Genomic DNA, 15,967 nt, shown 5'->3' on the forward strand with positions numbered 1-15,967 from the left:
AGATCATTTTTTACGCTCATAGCGTGTGCAGTAAAAGGAAAAATTATTCTTTCATTCCATCCCTCGGATACAATAAAAAAGAACCCCATCTATTTATATAAAAATAAAAGGAGTTCTTAAATACTAATTGAGGTTTTAGCTTTTGCAATGCAACATATTGCCTATTTTACTTTAAACTTAGAGGTTTGCTCCTGAAGCCCTTCACCTAAATGCGCAAGACTAATCGAAGACGAGGCAACTTCCTCCATCGAGGCAAGCTGCTCTTCAGAGGATGCGGCTACAGTTTGCGCGTGGCCCGCGGTTTCCTTAGCAATATGTGCTAATTGATCCACCGTTGAATTAATTTGCTCCGCACCTGCCATCAATTGTTGAGACGATGATGAAATTTCATGACTTTGCACTGTAATATTAGCCAAACCTTCAATTATTAATTGAAAAATATGCTCTGCTTCCGCCGCTCTCGCCGCACCTTCACCAATTTGCTCACTACTATCAGTCATTGCCTTCGATGCTGCTTCATTGCCTTTTTGAATATCATCAATTAATGCAATAATGCCATTTGTAGCTTCCTTAGATCGTTCTGCCAATTTTTTAACTTCATCTGCTACAACTGCAAAACCTTTACCATGCTCGCCAGCACGAGCCGCTTCAATCGAAGCATTTAAAGCTAACAAATTCGTTTGTGTACTAATTTCTGATATTAGGTGACTGATTTTCCCAACCTCTTGGGAATGCTCATTTAACTTTTGAATAAGTCCTAAAGTAAGAATAGACTCTTCTTCCATTTTCTTCAGCAATGCAGCAGTTTCTATCATTTGTTGCCCACCCTGCTGTGCTTGTTCACTCAGATCTCCTGTTGTTTGCGAAGCAGCTAATGAACTATCTACAATCCGCTGAACCCCGCTAGCCATTTCTTCCATCGCACGCGCTGCTTCTTCTGTTGATTGCATTTGGGTCTCTGAGCCGGAGGCTACCTCTTGGATTGCCAATACCACATTTTGCGTGACCTTGCTACACTCCTCAGAACTTGTGCTCAGCTCTTCCGAGGAGGCTGCCATCTGAAGCGAGCTTTCGTTGATATTATCCAACAAATCTCTCATATTTAACGTCATCTCATTGAGATGATGTGCCATTTGTGCGAATTCATCTTCACCAGGTATAGAAAGATGTGCTGTAAAGTCGCCATCTGACAAGCTTTTAGCTAAAGTGCTAACTTTGCCAAGGTTCTTAGAAATTCTAGAGCTATATCCTAAAACAACTGCAATTGAAACGACAATACCAATAACACTAATAATCGCAATCCACATTAATAATGTATATAACGGACTAAACAATTGTCCTTCAGGAACAGTAATCGTTAAAACCCAACCTACCCCAGCCCCAACCTTTTCATGATAGACGCGATAGGTTTCACCATCCTCTGTATATTTAACCATCCCTCTTGTATTACTAAGTATTTCTTTTGCTGAAGCTGCTAATTCAGAATTGCTTTCCTTTTCCAGTTGCACCTTTTGTAATTTATTTTCATCAGGTCCTGCTAGATACAATCCTGTTTCATCATATAAAGTAACCCAACCTCCAGAGCCAACCTTAGTCTCTTGTACATAACTTTGAATGGTGCTTAAATTTAAGTCCCCAGTTACAACACCTAGTAAAGATTTATTCTTATCAAAAAAAGGTACAGTGACAGTAGCTACACTTAAATTAAGCGTCTGATCGAAATAGGGTGGTGTCATACTTTTTTCTTTGGTACCGTTTGTATACCAAGGCTGCTGTACATAATTATAAGAAGGGTCACTATATTTCTCAGTAGTCTCAATTTTATCCCCTTCATGATAAGCGTATGTAGAAAAGAATTGGGTATCTGACTTATAACGATTAGGCTCAAAATAAATCCCCATTCCAAGTGTATCTTTATTAGAGCTTAAAGCATTTTTTAAAATCGTCTGGTATTGCTCCAATGTATAGGTATCGGCTTGACTTTGTACTGTATTTGCAACCACCTCTGGTAGCTTACTATGTGCTTGGATGCTAGACGTAATTTGTGCAGATACTTCACCTAGCTGTACATCCATTTTCTCTTCGATGATACTTGTAATAATTCCTTTTGCATACTGATAAGACACGCTGGATATTGCAATTAAAGTAACTAAAAATGCTGGTAGCAACACCAATAAGGTTTTTGCTTTTACAGTTTTAAAACTGTTTCTTCCCCACTTAAACTTAAGCTGTTTCACAATTATTCCTCCTAGTATGGTAGTATCTAGACAGTGGAAAAGTAATCAAATGTTTAAGTTATATCTTGTTCTGTTTATGTAATGGATATAGTTTAAAACTGATTCCCGTCCCCACAGTACTATCCTATCACGACAAAACTGTCCTTAAAAGACCTTTTTTCGACAGCAAGTAGTTGTTATATGTACCTCCACCCGCTTACAGCCATTGTCTACACTTTTCATATAGGAGTTATGGAGGTTATTAAATGAATGAAAAAAACACGGTTCACATGATTGGTGAACGAATCCGTTACTATCGTACTATGCGAAATTTAACTCAGGAAGAAATCGCTGAGCGTATAGGCAGCACCGGGTCATACATAGGGCGAATTGAACGCGGAGAAAAAAATGTTAAAATTGAAACTTTGGAGAAAATTGCAGACGCTCTCAAAATTAACGTTCTGCTCTTATTCCAGCAAGATACGCTAGAGCCACTTCACGACTATCCATGGATTATAAAAAGTGTTTCACTTTTATTGGAGCAGCCGGAGCGTAATCAACACAAAGCATACCGAATTTTAAAGGAGATCTTTCAGAACGATTAACAAACCTTAATACAATTAAGATAAAAATGTCGCTTTTTTACAATCTCCCTTCAAATACTAGGCATATAATAAAAGTTAAATTGTGGTATTTGAAGCAACTAAAATTACGAATGGATGTGGAATCTTATTATGATCGAACCCTATTTAAGTTTTAATGGAGATTGTGAAGAAGCATTTTTATGGTATGAAGCTATTTTTAACGGGGAAATTCAATATATGTCGAAGTTCATGCTCCAACACGGAGACATACCCGAGCATTCCATTACACCTACAAGTAGCGAGTATCAAACGAAGGTGATGCACGCTCAGCTAAAGTTAACTGATAATGGTACTATTAGTGGGGCTGACGTTACATATCCAATTGAAACGGGAAACAGAGTGTCAATCCATGTTTATTTGCCAAATGAACAATTTGCACAAAAAGTAATTTCTGCTCTTTCAGAGGATGGTATCATATTAAGCGAGTTGTCTACAAATCCCCCTCCAGATGAAGACGGAAAAAGTGGTAGTGTTATAGATAAATACGGATTTACTTGGATCATAACAACGATGAAATCAACGGTGTAATTCAATCCAAATTCTAAGCTGTGTGCAATTAATTCAGCATGCTTCCAAACAAAACACCTCTCTACGCATTTAGGGTCAGTCCCACTGAACCTTCGACGTAAAGAGGTGTTCTTTAATATAATGACTAGTGATAATTTTAGTACAACGTCATGTATTGATCTCTTTCCCAAGGGTGAACTTGAGTTCTAAAGATATTTCTACTATAAATAATGTAATTACTGACGATTATGTCTGTGTTATTTCATAAAGATAATTGTTTTCTGTAGTTGTCAGTATTATCATATATTAAAACGTTGGGCATTTGTTGGGTGATTGGTTGGGCAATCATCTGCAGATGCCTTTTATTTATAAATGGATAGAGCTACGTTGAAAGATTCCTCAAAAGCTTGATGATAAATTTCTGAAATTAATTCTTCTTGATGTTGGTTGAATAATTCTTCTAACTCTAAAAGTATAATAGAAATATCATTATCTACAGTCTTCATCTTTATAAGTTCTAACTTACTAATAAAAACATTATAAACATCTACTTTTTTTTCTTCATAATCAGCGATTACTTCCTCGGTACGATTTTTAATCCAAGGCTCCAAATAATTAATAATCACACTATCCTCTCCAGTCGTTAGCGATGTAGTATAATAGAAGAAAAATATTGAAAGGAGCGTCCCCCTTGCCATTTACCGAGGGGAGATGCTTATTGCGTGTTAGACTCAAAGAGCGTGATATAACCCAATCAGAGCTAGCAAGGAGAACGGGATACTCTCGTCAAGTGATCTCACACTATGCGAATAACAGACTACAGATGTCCCCAGCCGTCATGAAAACTATATCTTATGTATTGGGTTGTACCATGGAAGACCTGTACCAGTGGGAATGGGAGTCTCTCAAGAAGCGATAAGCTTCTCCCATCGGATTGTATACAAAATAGATACAACATAGATGATTGATTAAAGTTTCGTACAACCCACCCCAAAATGTTTAAAAATTTAAAGTTTTTAATTAGTTAAAACCCTTCCAACACCTCCCTCTTTTGATTATTTTCAACCAACTATTAACTATATTAAATAACATTATTAACCCCTTGTAAACAACGGCTTGTCCGACAACTCGTCTACAAAATTCGACATTTGATTAATGGGAATTTTATCCTCAAAGAAAGTAAATATTATCGTTGCAAATAGTTAATTTTTCACAAACTTCTTCGTATCTATCTCGAGATATTTGTATCTCGATTGCACTGTCTTCAAAGATAACTTTTTTGTATAATTTACTAACAGCAATCACGTTTGCAGCATTAATTGCTACACCCTTAGATGCAGTTATAAAGCAAAATCCCGTATTGTTAAGAACATACTCCCAATACGCCACAGTGCCAGTTACATAACAGACACCACACGCTAAATGTATTGCAACCCTTCTTTTGTTTTTGGCAAATGAGATATACAAAACATCCTCAATGGATATCAATGTTAGCCCCCTTGATCCAGTGATATCTTTTGATACAGCTAAAAACATGTTGACAACCCCTTATGTTGATCTAAGTTGTAAGTGTCCAATTAAATTATTGTATCAATATGGGGTAAGGAGCATCAACGCGTAAATATATCCAATTATCTCATTGCAAAATCAAGTTTATCTACTTATAAGGTAACACTAATTATGTGCGTACAATCAGACATTAAGAGGACAATAGGAGGACAAGCAGAGGACAAATAAAACCTCTTGCATATTATACCTTGTATTGCGTAAAATAGGAACATACATTCGCATTATGGAGGTATTAAAATGTACGCATCAATGGAAGATAAACATAATGTAAAACTATATTTATTATTGCCTTTGGTATTGTCTGCTTTTGATCGTGATATCAGGCTTGCTGAGCAGGCTTTTAAGACGTCTGAGCCTTATGTAAAGCTAATTAGTCAAGCTATGGATAAAGTACATCAGGAGCTTAAAGAGGTGCGCCAGTACATGCGTACCAACGGAATCAAGGTATACGAGGAATTAAAGACGGATAAAGCCATACAAGCTAAATATATGTGCAAGGGTTATCACAGTGAAATGCACTTGCTTTGGAGTACAGCGACCGCAAGCTGCAGAATATTGATGGAGAAATACTTGGGGTTAGATGTTAGCAAATACAAAAATCCCGCCGTACCAATGGAGCTACAGCAGTTTTATATATAGCCGACACCTTCTTAATTTTATAGGCATCGGCTCGCAAAAATAATACTTGAATCTAAAATCATTTCTGGTTATATTATAAAAGTTGCACTAAAGTATTGAAATTACTTTTTTTTATAGTTATAATTAAAGCATAAATGAGCTTGATCGTTACCGAAGGCTTACGTTCCACGTGGGCTACTTAGTAGGTGAGATGGGGCTCATTTGTTTTTTGGTCTATATTGATTATTTTCTTTGGAATGCTTTGGTTCAAATTTCCAATGCCTATACGGATGATCCCATCTATCAGATTGGTTTTTGCATCCAGTAGAGGCGCCTATGTTAAAATTGGGGTATATCTCTCTAATTCTCTTATTAATTACCTTGTATAGTGTTTCTTTAGCTCTAGTTCTTTTACCTCTAATTCTCTCGCCTTCTGGAATGATTTTATCCTTCCCGTTAAGCTTGAATTCTATTGACCCCAAAACAACATCTAAACACTGTAAAATAACATGCTCATGTGATGTAGCTTCTCCGATGTCATCCATACTTTTGAAATGTAAGTTTGAATCAACAAAGATTTCTTGATATTGTAGTCCATAAATAAACTTCTTGAATTCATCATTTTTTTCTTTTTTATCAGGAAGCTGATCCATTAATATATATAATGATGCAGGCTTCATTCCAGGGTTAGAATATTGAAATCCAAATATATGTTTAAAGAATTGATAATATAGTAAAAAATACTCATTATCTTTATGTTTTTCGTTTAAACCTGTTGCTTGATACATATTGTGAGTAAACATAATTCTTATCTTTATTTTATCCGCGGCTATATAATCAAAAAATAGGTTTATCATTTGAATATACTTATCTAAATAATTCCCAGTTACTTTTTGCCACTTTATTTCACCTGATAGATTTAATTCTTCTTTTTTTGAATTTAGACTAGTATTTATTTCTGCAAAATCAGTTCCTCTTACCAACGCACCTCCATAAAAGTTTCCAAAGTATTTCCCCTTTTTTTCTGACTCATCTGTATATATAATATACTGCATTGAATTATCCCCCATTTTTTTCTTTGCTAGGTAATTATATCATATCCATTCGAGGGTTTTTTATAGTTAATATCTGATTATTATTACAGGTATATATTCTCTTATTTTTGTTTAACAACAATTGATATTATTTGAATAATATCTATAAATACTTAAGAATATTAAATAAAAAAATCCCCAACCACAAGGTAAGGGATATATAGACCACATTAGCTATTATGCTTCTGTGGTTTTTTATTGCTCAATATTTATGGTTGCGTAACGCAACCTTTTATGTTATAGTTATATCAACAGCAAGAGATACGGAAAATAAAATTTAAAGGGGATATGGCAATGGCAACTTATAACGAATTAAACGAAACAAATTCAACAATCATCACATGGGAAGACAAAGAACTACGCACTACACAAGACCCTTATGTTAATGATAATGGAGATATGTACACCGCTCCTGCTCTTGATGCACAAGGAAATGAATATATCATTGCATGGTCTGTAATCGACTACGAAACAACTGACGAATCAACTTCATGTGATTGGGATAATCCAGCAGGCGTTACTCGTTTAAAGTAACACCGCCCCTTGAATATGTTGGTGCTACATGGCTTGCAGAGTGGCTTGGTACAACACGTCAAAACGTTACTAAGTCAGCTTTAGCAAGTCTCAAACCCACCTATAGAGGTAGTTGGGAGTATGTACCCGATGGGATGTTCGAGGGGCGTCCGATTTGGCTGAAAAGCAGATTTGAAGTTGATCAAGATGCCTAAGCGTTTTGATTTAACTGGTCAGATATTTGGAGAACTTACAGCTATAAGATTAGCTGATGATCTCCATGGTTTTAAATCACTTCCATGGGAATGTAAATGTACATGTGGTAAAACCACCTACGTTCTCACTGGTAGCCTTAGAGCGGGAATGTATAAAAGCTGTGGTTGCAAGAGGATTGCCAAAAGAGACAAAGGAGTAAAAAAACACATAGTATCCGATCAAATAGACGGTACTCGTAAGTCTGCACTTATTGCCAAGGCTCACAAAGATAGCAAGAGTGGCGTAAAAGGCGTGATGTGGATGGAGTCACGCAAAAAGTGGAAGGCTTACATAGGAGTTACAGGTAAACAAATTACAATAGGATACTTTGCTAATATTGACGATGCTGTTAATGCTCGTAAAGATGCTGAGGAAAAATATCATAAACCATATTTAAAATAAAGAAAGCCCCTATCATTTAGGGGCTTCTAGTTATGCTAGTTGTTTTCTTTCGTGTTGTCATCAATTAAACATAAGATAGCAAGTAATAATAATGCAATAAAAATAACACTTGCATAACCTATGCTAGCATAAAAGTTACCAGAAACTAGACCGTATGCCATAGTCACACCCCCTTATTTTAAAAAATGAAGAGAAATGCTTCTATTCGGGTTTTGTTTTCTGTCTTTGTTTTGGTTTCGGTTTTTAGTTATTGTTTATTTTTCAAAAAAGAGAATAGCATCTAAATTCTATTTTGTAAACAACCTACTTAGTATTGTTCCTAACGTACCTACATCTATTGGTTCATCTGCTTTCCAATCACTACTGATACTAGCGTTCTTCACAAGCCATTCTTTGCCCTGTTCTTTCCATACAGGCACTTTCTTTTCCTCTGACACTTTAATTCCTCCGTTCTTTATACGTTCTACCTCTGCCTTTATGGTAGGGATAAAACTTTTTTGTGCGGCTGCTATCGTATTGCCATCGCCCCAAAATAATGTACCTGGGCATGTCTTGCTTGACTTTCCTTGTACATGGTCTCCTAACCATGTACCACTTGCTGTATACCAAGCGTGATACACGATATGTGACGTATCTACAGGTATGTTTAGTTTGATAGCTAAACAAGCGTACAAGTGCGTTACAGCCTGTTTCTGTGCGTCTGTCATGATGTTACCGCCTTTATCAAAGTTACCTATGATCTCAACGCATAATGCGCCTGTGTTGGCTCCTTTAATTCCTGCTGGCGTCTTATTTAAGTCACGATCTAAGCTGATAGCAATCTTGCCATCTTCAAAGACCGTTACATTCTGTCCTGTTGCACTCCACCCATTACGTAGGTGAGTGTTACGCATACCCTCTAAGCACTTAAAATGGTCTTGGTTAACTCTTGTAGAGTAGTTAGGTAGCCATGTATGATGCACCTGCAGCTTAGTTATTGGTCTTGTGATCTTTTGAATATCAAGCCACCCTTTAAATTCGGATGGCTCTAGTAGCGTAAAATTGCCTTTGGTTATCACTTATCCTCACCACTTTTTGTTGTGCCTTCACGCTTGTTAAACGCTAACTCAAATAGGCCAGTTGCACTTAATCCCGCTAATCCACCAGACCACAAGCGCAATACTAACTCTAGGTTTGTAAATGGATAAGCAACCACACCCACGATCAAACCAATCACTAAACCAACCAACGGCAATACGTTTTTAGGCACGTTTACCGATGCTTTTACCAACTGCACTAACGCCAACACAAATACAGCCAATACAGATGCAAAGGCTAATACCTCAGTTAAGTTTTGATTTTGCATGTTTATCATTCCTCCATTTTATCTACTCGTTTATGTAGTGACTTGGTTGATTCCTCTGTCCTTGTCACTCTCTCGCTTAAAGTGTCGATCCTCTGAGCTTGCACACGTTGATCCAGCCTTATATCATCAACACCTCGCCGAATGTATTCAACATTATTTTGTAACGTGATTACTGCGCCTGCATCCTCTACTACATCCTTTTTTGCTGTTCTAGCTTTTCCTAACCACCCTAATGTCATGGCGCTAATAGTTCCTACGATTGCTAGTAAAACGCTGTAATCCATTCAGTTTCCTTCTCTCCATTAAAATAGCCCCCTGATCGGCTCAGAGGGCAAAACAAAAACACGCTCATTTAGGCGTTTCTCATATGTGATTATTGCTAAATACTTTACACTTGTTGATAAACAAAAAAACACAAGCTATATTGACGTTCCAAAATTTATGGATGCGTTTTGATAAAAAGGAAAACTCAGTTATACTGTCGAATTATGAGATTTGAAGGTGAATTTTCAAGAAAGGAGAACATATCAATGTCTTCATACAAAACAACACTAAGCAGTACAACTGAATCAACAAACAAGCCATCTATGATTGAACCTTCAAGAGAAGAACGTTCAGTTGATAAACCGTCGTTAGTTAAGCCACCCAAAAAATAGTTAAGGAGATTTGCAATGGATAAGAACAAGAACAAACCACCAAAAGATTCAAAACATGTACAGAGTTCAGTCGAAAAGCCATCTATGATAACTAAGCCCGATCAGAATTCTGGGGGAAAAAAGTAGCATAAGCTACTGAGTTCTGTGCTTTTTTAAACTCCTCTGAATCAAAAATCTTTACATAAGTCCCTGATTTGACATCCACAAAAATCTTGTCAACTGGGACTTTTCTTCTCGTTACGATACGAGTAACATAATCCACATGATTCAAACTAATTCTTTCAGGTTCGAAAGTTCTAGATACCTTTCCAAGTTCACCAATGAGATAGTGTTCGGGTTTGTCAATTTTCCCAATAGCAACAATCTGTGGTTCGTTCTTTAAGAATAACTCATCCCATACTGACGTGTTTTCAGAAAATTCAGCTAGATTGTTTTTTCTGCGGATATAATTAATTATTTCTCTAAATCTACTCATCCCATATAAAGCCCACAATGAACTGAATGCATAACTTACTAAAGCGCTCAACATAAGAAACCATAGTAAAAACGCTGGGTTTTGGGCTGCTTCTAACAGTTCGCCTATATTCCAGACTTGATATATTTCACCAGTCCATTTAAAAACATAATACATAACATTATGAAGTAAAAGTGTACCTACAGACACTGGAATCCATAGTAATGCTGATACAGTAGTAAACTCAATCGGTGTGTGCTTTATTACAGGATTTATACCAAATGACTGAATCCAAAAGTACATCATAAAGCCAGGAAGTATGAACAATGCTGTACCGATAAAATTTTCCATCTTGTTACTCATCCCCTTCAAGCTATTTCATTCGACATATTTTTTTCATATCCTTCTAAATATGCTGGTGTTCTGTACTTTCACAGCACCCTATTTCACCCTTCTCTCTATTAATTTCATCAATTCTGTTTTGTATAGCCTTTTGAATAGCTTCAAAGTACTTAAGCTCTTCATTTGGATAATAATTCTGTACTGCTGTGATTACAGCGCACACGTCAGAAACAGTTGGTTCAATTTCTATTGCTAGTTTTGGGATAATTATGGCCATGTGAAGACTCCTCTCGAATATATGTTTGCAAGGAAAAACCTCCCAATATGTCGAATTACCGATTTTAGAAGGGAGGTGCTTACATGAATATTGAAATAACTAAAGAATCTGATGCACTAATTTGTCTACTCTATAAGAAATACTCCTTAGCAAGAAAGGATGGTGCTACTAAGGAAGAAGCGATAGCTTTCGGCAGTTCCCTAGATATTTTTAATAACATTGCCCCTAAATGGAATGAATCTGATGTCGATTCAGCTTGTAGAGAATTAGGAAAAGCAAAGTTATTAGATATACCTGTATTTGCTGACGATATAGCGTGGCAAGTTTCACTCAGCGATAAAGGCATTGTCTATATGGAAAATCGTTTTAAAGATGGTTTGAATGGTTTATTAGACTATTTAGCCAAAATAAAAAGCATTATTCCTTTTCTCTAGGATTGTCCATTTTACTTTTTACTGTTCTTTCATGCCCTGCCTTGATTTGTTCAAGCGGGGTATTTTTCAAATAGTCTTTTGAATATATCATTCCTGTTGACGGTAAATGATAACTAAAGGAACGTCCTAGCTCTGTTATTCCTACCTCTTCCATCCAGTCTAATGTTTCCTGTGGGATAGTTGTATTTCGCTCTTTTAAAACATCATGATCGGCTAACTCTTCTCTAATGACTCTACGTACTAACAATTCAATAGCGCTTAATTCGTCCTTTTTTAATTCCTTTTCATTGATCGTACCACCTATAAACCCCATTACCTTCACCCTTTCTAGGCATAATAAAAAGCCCCACCATTGGCGAGACTTTAGTTTGGTTTGATTTATTTTTGAGATTCTAGCTCAACAAGCTTTTTCTTATAACGTTCCATTACCTCTTCTCGTTCTTTAATACGTTGATTGTAGTTTTGCACCATCTGCTCTTTTTGTTCCTTGGTATAGTTGGTGTTAGCTTCAATCTCTTTAATTCCATCTTTTATTCTATCAATTAACTCCTCAGATGTTTTAATGGATTCCTTTAAATCTTTAATCCTTGATTCGACTGGCAAAAGATCGGTTAGCTTCATATCTTCCTTGTCCTTTTCCTCTTGGTTTTTTTCGTCAATTGAGGTTGCAGATATTGTTTTTGTTTTAGCATCATATCCAACTTCGTAGCCCAACGTATTTAACATGGTACGCATCGGCAAATAAGTCACACCTTTATAAACTAAAGGATCGTTTGTTAACGTTTTAGATTCACCATTAACAACAAAATTAATTTTATCAAAAGTTGCTTGTACTAATTGTTTTGCTGGTGCTGCAAAAGCAGTTCCTGTTGTGCCTAATGCGATTCCTAAAATCAAAGTCAGAATAGTTTGAGTCTTTCTTTTCATGATAATTCCTCCCTTTTTGCATTAATTATACATGATTTTCAGGAATTATCATCCACCTACTCGTTCTCCGTTAATAATAACCCCACCTGGCGCATCAATAAATATTTGTCTGTTAGCCCCTATATATCCATCGCGTTTAAAATATAGTTGCGTGTCACCCAATAAGTCTTGTATAGCAAATGCCAACTCTATAACACTCACACCTGAATAGATGTTTATGTCAGAATAACCAGATAAGAGTTCTATGCCTTTGCCATTTCCTACTCTTGTGCTTATAGTGCTACCATTAATCGTACCACCAGTAATTGTCGTACCGTTGATATTAGCCCCATTAATATTAGTACCGTTGATAGTACCACCATTAATTGTAGATGCTGATATATCACCGCTAAACTCCGCTCCCCTAGCTTTCATTTTCCCTTGCATACTTACACTGAATGGCGCATTCTCAAATTCCGAATTACCTAACCAAATGCCCTGAGAACCAGCTTTAAACACTTGATTACCGAATCCAATTTCAATAGTGCCGCCCTTAAACTGAGAAGCTTCTACAATACCTGTGAATCTAGCATCCCCATTAGCATCCATATAGATAGCATTTGTCCAACTGCCAGCACCGTTGCCCTTTTGTATTTTGATCTCATCACCATTCATGACGGAACGCGCTTTCTTGTCCCACCTCATGGATTCAAAGCCAATTTCGGGACCAATTCGAGTATTGTAATAGTATTTATCTTTAGCGACTGTTGTCTGCTCTATACGATAGATAGTGTCCTGTATGCCCTCTATGGAGTTGGCTATGACAACCTTACTGTTTATTCTCATTCTTGGGCTGTAGGTATATTGAATGATTCTTTGACGCTCATTTATGCCAAGTTCCTCATCAATAATAGTCACTGTATCTCCCAAGCCAAACTCTTCAATTCCTTTAAATTCAGGCAAGGTATTTAATTCCACGACATCTATTTCATACGCCGTTGTAACCTCACCCGACTGTCCATTAACGTCCTTAATGATGCCTTTCAGGTTTTTACCCAAGCGGAATTGTACGCCATGCTCTTTCCCTCTCCTGCGCTGTAGGGAAACGTTATATTTATCAAACTTTAATTCCCCTTCCGCAACCCTAGCAATCTCCATGAGAACGGCTCTTGCATTGGTAGCTTCCTTTAGATCGACACTGACTACGTTGGTAAGCTCAACTGTACCGACTGTAAAGGCTGTGCCATCTAAAGCCATGCTTAATAGGTTGCTTGGTGTATTGGCATGTATGAAGCTCTCGAATTTACGGAATAGAAGGTCGTAGCTGACCTGTTCGCATTCCACAACTAAAACTACCTGACCGTTATCTGAGCGAGTACGGCGGTGATGGATAATGTTGAATAACTGTTCCTCTACCTCAACCAAATTGCCAACCTGAATGTATTGGCTTTTTAGATCATCAAGATAGGTGGAAAAGGTTAGTGTGTATGAACTGTTTATTTGCTCAGTGATCGAGTCATCAAAATATTCCTCTAACACCGCTAACGGTCGTTTAGAAGAATTAAGAATTGTAATCAAGGTAAAACCTCCTTCCTGAAAAAGACATAAAAAATACGCCTTTAGGCGCTGTGTGTGTTATTTATAAGGTTTTCCTGTTATTACTTGAAATTCAGAAGCGGTAATTTCGCCAAGCGCAACACATGACCTCAATTGAGTTTCTGTGATCCATTTACGATCATAAAAATATTGGTACATATCTAATGGGGTATTAAACACTGGCATCATTACCTCCCTTCATTGCTAAAACTTGTAACTTTAATGAACTTAGCAATGATCCCAATACTTGATTTTGTGTGGTCAATTCAATAATCTCTGCTGTTTTCTTTTCGCTATCTGCGATTAATGTTTCTAACTGTTTTTTCATCTCCAACACAGTTAATTGTAATTTAACGTGCTGGATTCCGATAACGTCAGTTTCGGTTAACTCCTTTTCTGGTTCATTTGTATATACCCAAATGAGTTGACCTTCTTTATAGTGCAATTCGGCTACCTTTCCTTCACGTTCCTCTTTTTCTGGATAACTATCAAACTCAATTGGTTCTTCTAAATCATAACCAACCACTGGATATAACGGTGTAGTTATTACTGCGTTTTGTGTTGATGTAGGAATTTTCTCTATTTTATATAGTTGTCCGCTAACTAATTTATACAAAAACTATCCCTCCTAATCTAACGTATAGAACACTCTTGATGAAGCAACTAATGTCGAAGAACTAGCAAGATGACTGACGACAAGACTACTATTGAATCTGATGGGCCCTATAAAACTATGGAGACTATAATCTGACGAAAACAAATTAAGCGTAATCATATTAAAATATTTAGTACTACCATCAACAATAAGTGACATTTGAGTAAAACCAGAACTGCCCGATAACAGGTGTGCTGAGACTTCGATTCCAGTTAGATAACCAGATCCTGTAACGTTTATAATTTCGGTAATTGCACTACTACTTGTATCATTTCTTGCAACCTTGCGATAGCTTTGTGATAACAATGTTTGTTCACCGTTGTTGGGATTATTATTTTTTATAAGACATGTGTATATACTTGCATACTGTCTACTTGATGTGTCGTTATTATAAACCTCTACTTTCAGTGAGTATTTAAACACTATTGGTTGATATACTATATTCCCTGTACGATTGTGTGTAGATTCTGGCAGTCCATCAAAGATAACCACATTTCCATCCACTGTTAATCTAACTGATGGCACACCAGTAGAAAAAAAGCTAGATCCAGACACTCTTAAAAACGTTAAATAACCCTCGCCTGATATATTAAGCAGTTCGCCCCAACTTTTTCCACTAACCGTTTTGCTGTTGTTTGTGTTCCAGTCATATTGTGTATTGTATGCAGACCAATCATGTTCCCACAGACCTCCACCGCCACTATCATTTAAACCACCTTTTACTATACCGCGCACTTATATCACCGCCTTTTGGATATAATAATCAAAGGTAATATCGTCAGTCTCATCCTTAGTGCTTGTGATTGTAAATGAGCCGTTGTTCGATTCAACTGTCCATACGCCTTGCGGTTTAGTTGCTGATGTAATGGCCACTGTCACCAAGCTAGTTGGTGTACAAAAAGCATCTGTAAATGTTTGTGATGTATCGTTGTCTATAAACGTCCCAGACCCTGATTTAAACTTTGCGATTGTGCCATCAAGACCATGAGCGCCATCTACTATTGTTTCGCCAATATGGCCTGTGAGGTCTGTTTGTAGTTCACTAACTAATGCTTCTGCTAGATTAGCTTTTGTTAAGGCTTCTTCTAAGTCTGGTATTTCATCAGCTCCACCGATATTGTGGGTCTCACCATGTGGAGCAGGCGCAGTTTCCCCTGTGGCTGTTACTGTGATTTGTTTAGTTGTTGGGTTAGTAGAAACCGTAATGCCTAAACCACCAACAATAAAAAACTGATCTGTTGGTGTTGATGCTTCTACATCGTTAATCTTTGATACTGCGTTTTGGTTTACTTGTGCCCCCTCTTCGATTCCTGCTAGCTTAGCGTCCTTAGTTGGAGTAAGGTGAACGGATGTATCAGCTTTATGATCCGTAAGCTCAGTATTCAAACGGTTGAAGTTGCGATTGACCTTTGGATACATCTGCCTAAGGGAATCTGGCATATTTCCGTTATCCTGTCCTAATATCTGTTCAATAGTTGCCAAAC

25 protein-coding genes are annotated in these 15,967 nt (G+C 37.0%); 8 read left to right on the plus strand and 17 right to left on the minus strand.

The window, feature by feature from the left end:
• Nucleotides 1-161: 161 nt before the first annotated feature.
• Nucleotides 162-2,237: a methyl-accepting chemotaxis protein gene (locus tag J2Z32_RS18265; protein ID WP_342453978.1), complete on the minus strand. Its 2,076-nt coding sequence runs from the start codon at nt 2,235-2,237 to the stop codon at nt 162-164.
• 245 nt (nt 2,238-2,482) lie between these two features.
• On the opposite strand from J2Z32_RS18265, the gene J2Z32_RS18270 reads away from it, so the two are divergent.
• Together J2Z32_RS18270 and J2Z32_RS18275 are read left to right on the plus strand one after the other, a co-directional pair.
• Nucleotides 2,483-2,821, plus strand: coding sequence for a helix-turn-helix domain-containing protein (locus J2Z32_RS18270; RefSeq protein WP_210090636.1), 339 nt, complete (start codon nt 2,483-2,485; stop codon nt 2,819-2,821).
• Between the two features lie 129 nt (nt 2,822-2,950).
• Complete coding sequence (locus J2Z32_RS18275; protein ID WP_210090637.1) at nt 2,951-3,388, plus strand: VOC family protein; 438 nt, start codon at nt 2,951-2,953, stop codon at nt 3,386-3,388.
• Nucleotides 3,389-3,729: 341 nt separating this feature from the next.
• Here the strand turns inward: J2Z32_RS18275 and J2Z32_RS18280 are convergent, their stop codons facing one another.
• Nucleotides 3,730-3,993 carry a hypothetical protein gene (locus J2Z32_RS18280; protein WP_210090638.1) on the minus strand — a complete coding sequence of 88 codons (264 nt, stop codon included), beginning with the start codon at nt 3,991-3,993 and terminating at the stop codon, nt 3,730-3,732.
• A gap of 92 nt (nt 3,994-4,085) precedes the next feature.
• Here J2Z32_RS18280 and J2Z32_RS18285 point away from each other — a divergent pair, with 92 nt between their 5' ends.
• Nucleotides 4,086-4,286, plus strand: coding sequence for a helix-turn-helix transcriptional regulator (locus J2Z32_RS18285; RefSeq protein ID WP_245251601.1), 201 nt, complete (start codon nt 4,086-4,088; stop codon nt 4,284-4,286).
• A 251-nt stretch (nt 4,287-4,537) separates the two neighbouring features.
• On the opposite strand, the gene J2Z32_RS18290 is transcribed toward J2Z32_RS18285, so the two are convergent.
• Complete coding sequence (locus tag J2Z32_RS18290) at nt 4,538-4,903, minus strand: LytTR family transcriptional regulator DNA-binding domain-containing protein (protein WP_210090640.1); 366 nt, start codon at nt 4,901-4,903, stop codon at nt 4,538-4,540.
• 270 nt (nt 4,904-5,173) lie between these two features.
• Between J2Z32_RS18290 and J2Z32_RS18295 the strand changes: the two genes are divergently transcribed.
• Complete coding sequence (locus J2Z32_RS18295; RefSeq protein WP_210090641.1) at nt 5,174-5,575, plus strand: YhjD family protein; 402 nt, start codon at nt 5,174-5,176, stop codon at nt 5,573-5,575.
• Nucleotides 5,576-5,772: 197 nt separating this feature from the next.
• Here J2Z32_RS18295 and J2Z32_RS18300 read toward each other — a convergent pair whose 3' ends face one another.
• Nucleotides 5,773-6,609: a DUF3800 domain-containing protein gene (locus J2Z32_RS18300; protein WP_210090642.1), complete on the minus strand. Its 837-nt coding sequence runs from the start codon at nt 6,607-6,609 to the stop codon at nt 5,773-5,775.
• Nucleotides 6,610-6,942: 333 nt separating this feature from the next.
• On the opposite strand from J2Z32_RS18300, the gene J2Z32_RS18305 reads away from it, so the two are divergent.
• Both J2Z32_RS18305 and J2Z32_RS18310 read left to right on the plus strand, forming a co-directional pair.
• Nucleotides 6,943-7,182 carry a hypothetical protein gene (locus tag J2Z32_RS18305; RefSeq protein WP_210090643.1) on the plus strand — a complete coding sequence of 80 codons (240 nt, stop codon included), beginning with the start codon at nt 6,943-6,945 and terminating at the stop codon, nt 7,180-7,182.
• A 186-nt stretch (nt 7,183-7,368) separates the two neighbouring features.
• Nucleotides 7,369-7,818 carry an HNH endonuclease gene (locus J2Z32_RS18310; RefSeq protein ID WP_210090644.1) on the plus strand — a complete coding sequence of 150 codons (450 nt, stop codon included), beginning with the start codon at nt 7,369-7,371 and terminating at the stop codon, nt 7,816-7,818.
• A 35-nt stretch (nt 7,819-7,853) separates the two neighbouring features.
• Here the strand turns inward: J2Z32_RS18310 and J2Z32_RS22590 are convergent, their stop codons facing one another.
• From J2Z32_RS22590 to J2Z32_RS18325, 4 genes are all read right to left on the minus strand, one after another.
• Entirely contained in the window at nt 7,854-7,979 is a 126-nt protein-coding gene (locus tag J2Z32_RS22590) for a hypothetical protein (RefSeq protein WP_280921160.1), read from the minus strand.
• Between the two features lie 126 nt (nt 7,980-8,105).
• Nucleotides 8,106-8,876, minus strand: a complete 771-nt coding sequence (locus J2Z32_RS18315; RefSeq protein ID WP_210090645.1) for a peptidoglycan recognition protein family protein — start codon at nt 8,874-8,876, stop codon at nt 8,106-8,108.
• A complete protein-coding gene (locus J2Z32_RS18320; RefSeq protein ID WP_210090646.1) occupies nt 8,873-9,163 on the minus strand; it encodes a holin in 291 nt (96 codons plus the stop codon). Before J2Z32_RS18320 ends, J2Z32_RS18315 begins: the two co-directional genes overlap by 4 nt.
• Before the next feature lie 5 nt (nt 9,164-9,168).
• Nucleotides 9,169-9,447, minus strand: a complete 279-nt coding sequence (locus J2Z32_RS18325) for an RNA-binding protein (RefSeq protein ID WP_210090647.1) — start codon at nt 9,445-9,447, stop codon at nt 9,169-9,171.
• Between the two features lie 246 nt (nt 9,448-9,693).
• Between J2Z32_RS18325 and J2Z32_RS22595 the strand changes: the two genes are divergently transcribed.
• A complete protein-coding gene (locus J2Z32_RS22595) occupies nt 9,694-9,819 on the plus strand; it encodes a hypothetical protein (RefSeq protein WP_280921161.1) in 126 nt (41 codons plus the stop codon).
• A 91-nt stretch (nt 9,820-9,910) separates the two neighbouring features.
• Here the strand turns inward: J2Z32_RS22595 and J2Z32_RS18330 are convergent, their stop codons facing one another.
• Together J2Z32_RS18330 and J2Z32_RS18335 are read right to left on the minus strand one after the other, a co-directional pair.
• Complete coding sequence (locus tag J2Z32_RS18330; protein ID WP_210090648.1) at nt 9,911-10,624, minus strand: hypothetical protein; 714 nt, start codon at nt 10,622-10,624, stop codon at nt 9,911-9,913.
• Nucleotides 10,625-10,679: 55 nt separating this feature from the next.
• Complete coding sequence (locus J2Z32_RS18335) at nt 10,680-10,892, minus strand: hypothetical protein (protein ID WP_210090649.1); 213 nt, start codon at nt 10,890-10,892, stop codon at nt 10,680-10,682.
• 83 nt (nt 10,893-10,975) lie between these two features.
• Here J2Z32_RS18335 and J2Z32_RS18340 point away from each other — a divergent pair, with 83 nt between their 5' ends.
• On the plus strand, nt 10,976-11,326 hold the full coding sequence (locus tag J2Z32_RS18340) for a hypothetical protein (protein WP_210090650.1): 351 nt from the start codon (nt 10,976-10,978) through the stop codon (nt 11,324-11,326).
• Here J2Z32_RS18340 and J2Z32_RS18345 read toward each other — a convergent pair.
• The 7 genes from J2Z32_RS18345 to J2Z32_RS18375 form a co-directional block, all read right to left on the minus strand.
• Complete coding sequence (locus J2Z32_RS18345; RefSeq protein WP_210090651.1) at nt 11,310-11,639, minus strand: hypothetical protein; 330 nt, start codon at nt 11,637-11,639, stop codon at nt 11,310-11,312. The two genes, J2Z32_RS18340 and J2Z32_RS18345, sit on opposite strands and share 17 nt — an antisense overlap.
• Nucleotides 11,640-11,704: 65 nt before the next feature.
• Nucleotides 11,705-12,253: a stalk domain-containing protein gene (locus tag J2Z32_RS18350; protein ID WP_210090652.1), complete on the minus strand. Its 549-nt coding sequence runs from the start codon at nt 12,251-12,253 to the stop codon at nt 11,705-11,707.
• A gap of 48 nt (nt 12,254-12,301) precedes the next feature.
• On the minus strand, nt 12,302-13,810 hold the full coding sequence (locus tag J2Z32_RS18355; RefSeq protein WP_210090653.1) for a phage tail protein: 1,509 nt from the start codon (nt 13,808-13,810) through the stop codon (nt 12,302-12,304).
• A gap of 57 nt (nt 13,811-13,867) precedes the next feature.
• Nucleotides 13,868-14,014: an XkdX family protein gene (locus J2Z32_RS18360; RefSeq protein ID WP_245251595.1), complete on the minus strand. Its 147-nt coding sequence runs from the start codon at nt 14,012-14,014 to the stop codon at nt 13,868-13,870.
• The gene (locus J2Z32_RS18365; protein WP_210090655.1) at nt 14,001-14,444 is read right to left on the minus strand and encodes a hypothetical protein; all 444 of its coding nucleotides are present in this window, start codon (nt 14,442-14,444) and stop codon (nt 14,001-14,003) included. The genes J2Z32_RS18360 and J2Z32_RS18365 overlap by 14 nt, the downstream gene beginning before the upstream one ends.
• Before the next feature lie 12 nt (nt 14,445-14,456).
• The gene (locus tag J2Z32_RS18370) at nt 14,457-15,218 is read right to left on the minus strand and encodes a hypothetical protein (protein WP_210090656.1); all 762 of its coding nucleotides are present in this window, start codon (nt 15,216-15,218) and stop codon (nt 14,457-14,459) included.
• Nucleotides 15,219-15,965: a hypothetical protein gene (locus J2Z32_RS18375; RefSeq protein WP_210090657.1), complete on the minus strand. Its 747-nt coding sequence runs from the start codon at nt 15,963-15,965 to the stop codon at nt 15,219-15,221. It lies immediately after the preceding gene.
• Nucleotides 15,966-15,967: the final 2 nt, after the last annotated feature.

The sequence above is a fragment of the Paenibacillus turicensis genome (genome assembly GCF_017873435.1).
Taxonomy (GTDB): Bacteria; Bacillota; Bacilli; order Paenibacillales; family Paenibacillaceae; genus Fontibacillus; species Fontibacillus turicensis.

What these genes read in the sequence shown, in the direction of transcription:
- J2Z32_RS18270 (WP_210090636.1), top strand. Translation starts at nt 2,483, where the DNA reads ATGAATGAAAAAAACACGGTTCACATGATTGGTGAACGAATCCGTTAC.
- J2Z32_RS18275 (WP_210090637.1), top strand. Translation starts at nt 2,951, where the DNA reads ATGATCGAACCCTATTTAAGTTTTAATGGAGATTGTGAAGAAGCATTT.
- J2Z32_RS18290 (WP_210090640.1), bottom strand. Translation starts at nt 4,903, where the DNA reads ATGTTTTTAGCTGTATCAAAAGATATCACTGGATCAAGGGGGCTAACA.
- J2Z32_RS18295 (WP_210090641.1), top strand. Translation starts at nt 5,174, where the DNA reads ATGTACGCATCAATGGAAGATAAACATAATGTAAAACTATATTTATTA.
- J2Z32_RS18300 (WP_210090642.1), bottom strand. Translation starts at nt 6,609, where the DNA reads ATGCAGTATATTATATATACAGATGAGTCAGAAAAAAAGGGGAAATAC.
- J2Z32_RS18305 (WP_210090643.1), top strand. Translation starts at nt 6,943, where the DNA reads ATGGCAACTTATAACGAATTAAACGAAACAAATTCAACAATCATCACA.
- J2Z32_RS18310 (WP_210090644.1), top strand. Translation starts at nt 7,369, where the DNA reads ATGCCTAAGCGTTTTGATTTAACTGGTCAGATATTTGGAGAACTTACA.
- J2Z32_RS22590 (WP_280921160.1), bottom strand. Translation starts at nt 7,979, where the DNA reads ATGGCATACGGTCTAGTTTCTGGTAACTTTTATGCTAGCATAGGTTAT.
- J2Z32_RS18320 (WP_210090646.1), bottom strand. Translation starts at nt 9,163, where the DNA reads ATGCAAAATCAAAACTTAACTGAGGTATTAGCCTTTGCATCTGTATTG.
- J2Z32_RS18325 (WP_210090647.1), bottom strand. Translation starts at nt 9,447, where the DNA reads ATGGATTACAGCGTTTTACTAGCAATCGTAGGAACTATTAGCGCCATG.
- J2Z32_RS22595 (WP_280921161.1), top strand. Translation starts at nt 9,694, where the DNA reads ATGTCTTCATACAAAACAACACTAAGCAGTACAACTGAATCAACAAAC.
- J2Z32_RS18330 (WP_210090648.1), bottom strand. Translation starts at nt 10,624, where the DNA reads ATGGAAAATTTTATCGGTACAGCATTGTTCATACTTCCTGGCTTTATG.
- J2Z32_RS18335 (WP_210090649.1), bottom strand. Translation starts at nt 10,892, where the DNA reads ATGGCCATAATTATCCCAAAACTAGCAATAGAAATTGAACCAACTGTT.
- J2Z32_RS18340 (WP_210090650.1), top strand. Translation starts at nt 10,976, where the DNA reads ATGAATATTGAAATAACTAAAGAATCTGATGCACTAATTTGTCTACTC.
- J2Z32_RS18345 (WP_210090651.1), bottom strand. Translation starts at nt 11,639, where the DNA reads ATGGGGTTTATAGGTGGTACGATCAATGAAAAGGAATTAAAAAAGGAC.
- J2Z32_RS18350 (WP_210090652.1), bottom strand. Translation starts at nt 12,253, where the DNA reads ATGAAAAGAAAGACTCAAACTATTCTGACTTTGATTTTAGGAATCGCA.
- J2Z32_RS18360 (WP_245251595.1), bottom strand. Translation starts at nt 14,014, where the DNA reads ATGCCAGTGTTTAATACCCCATTAGATATGTACCAATATTTTTATGAT.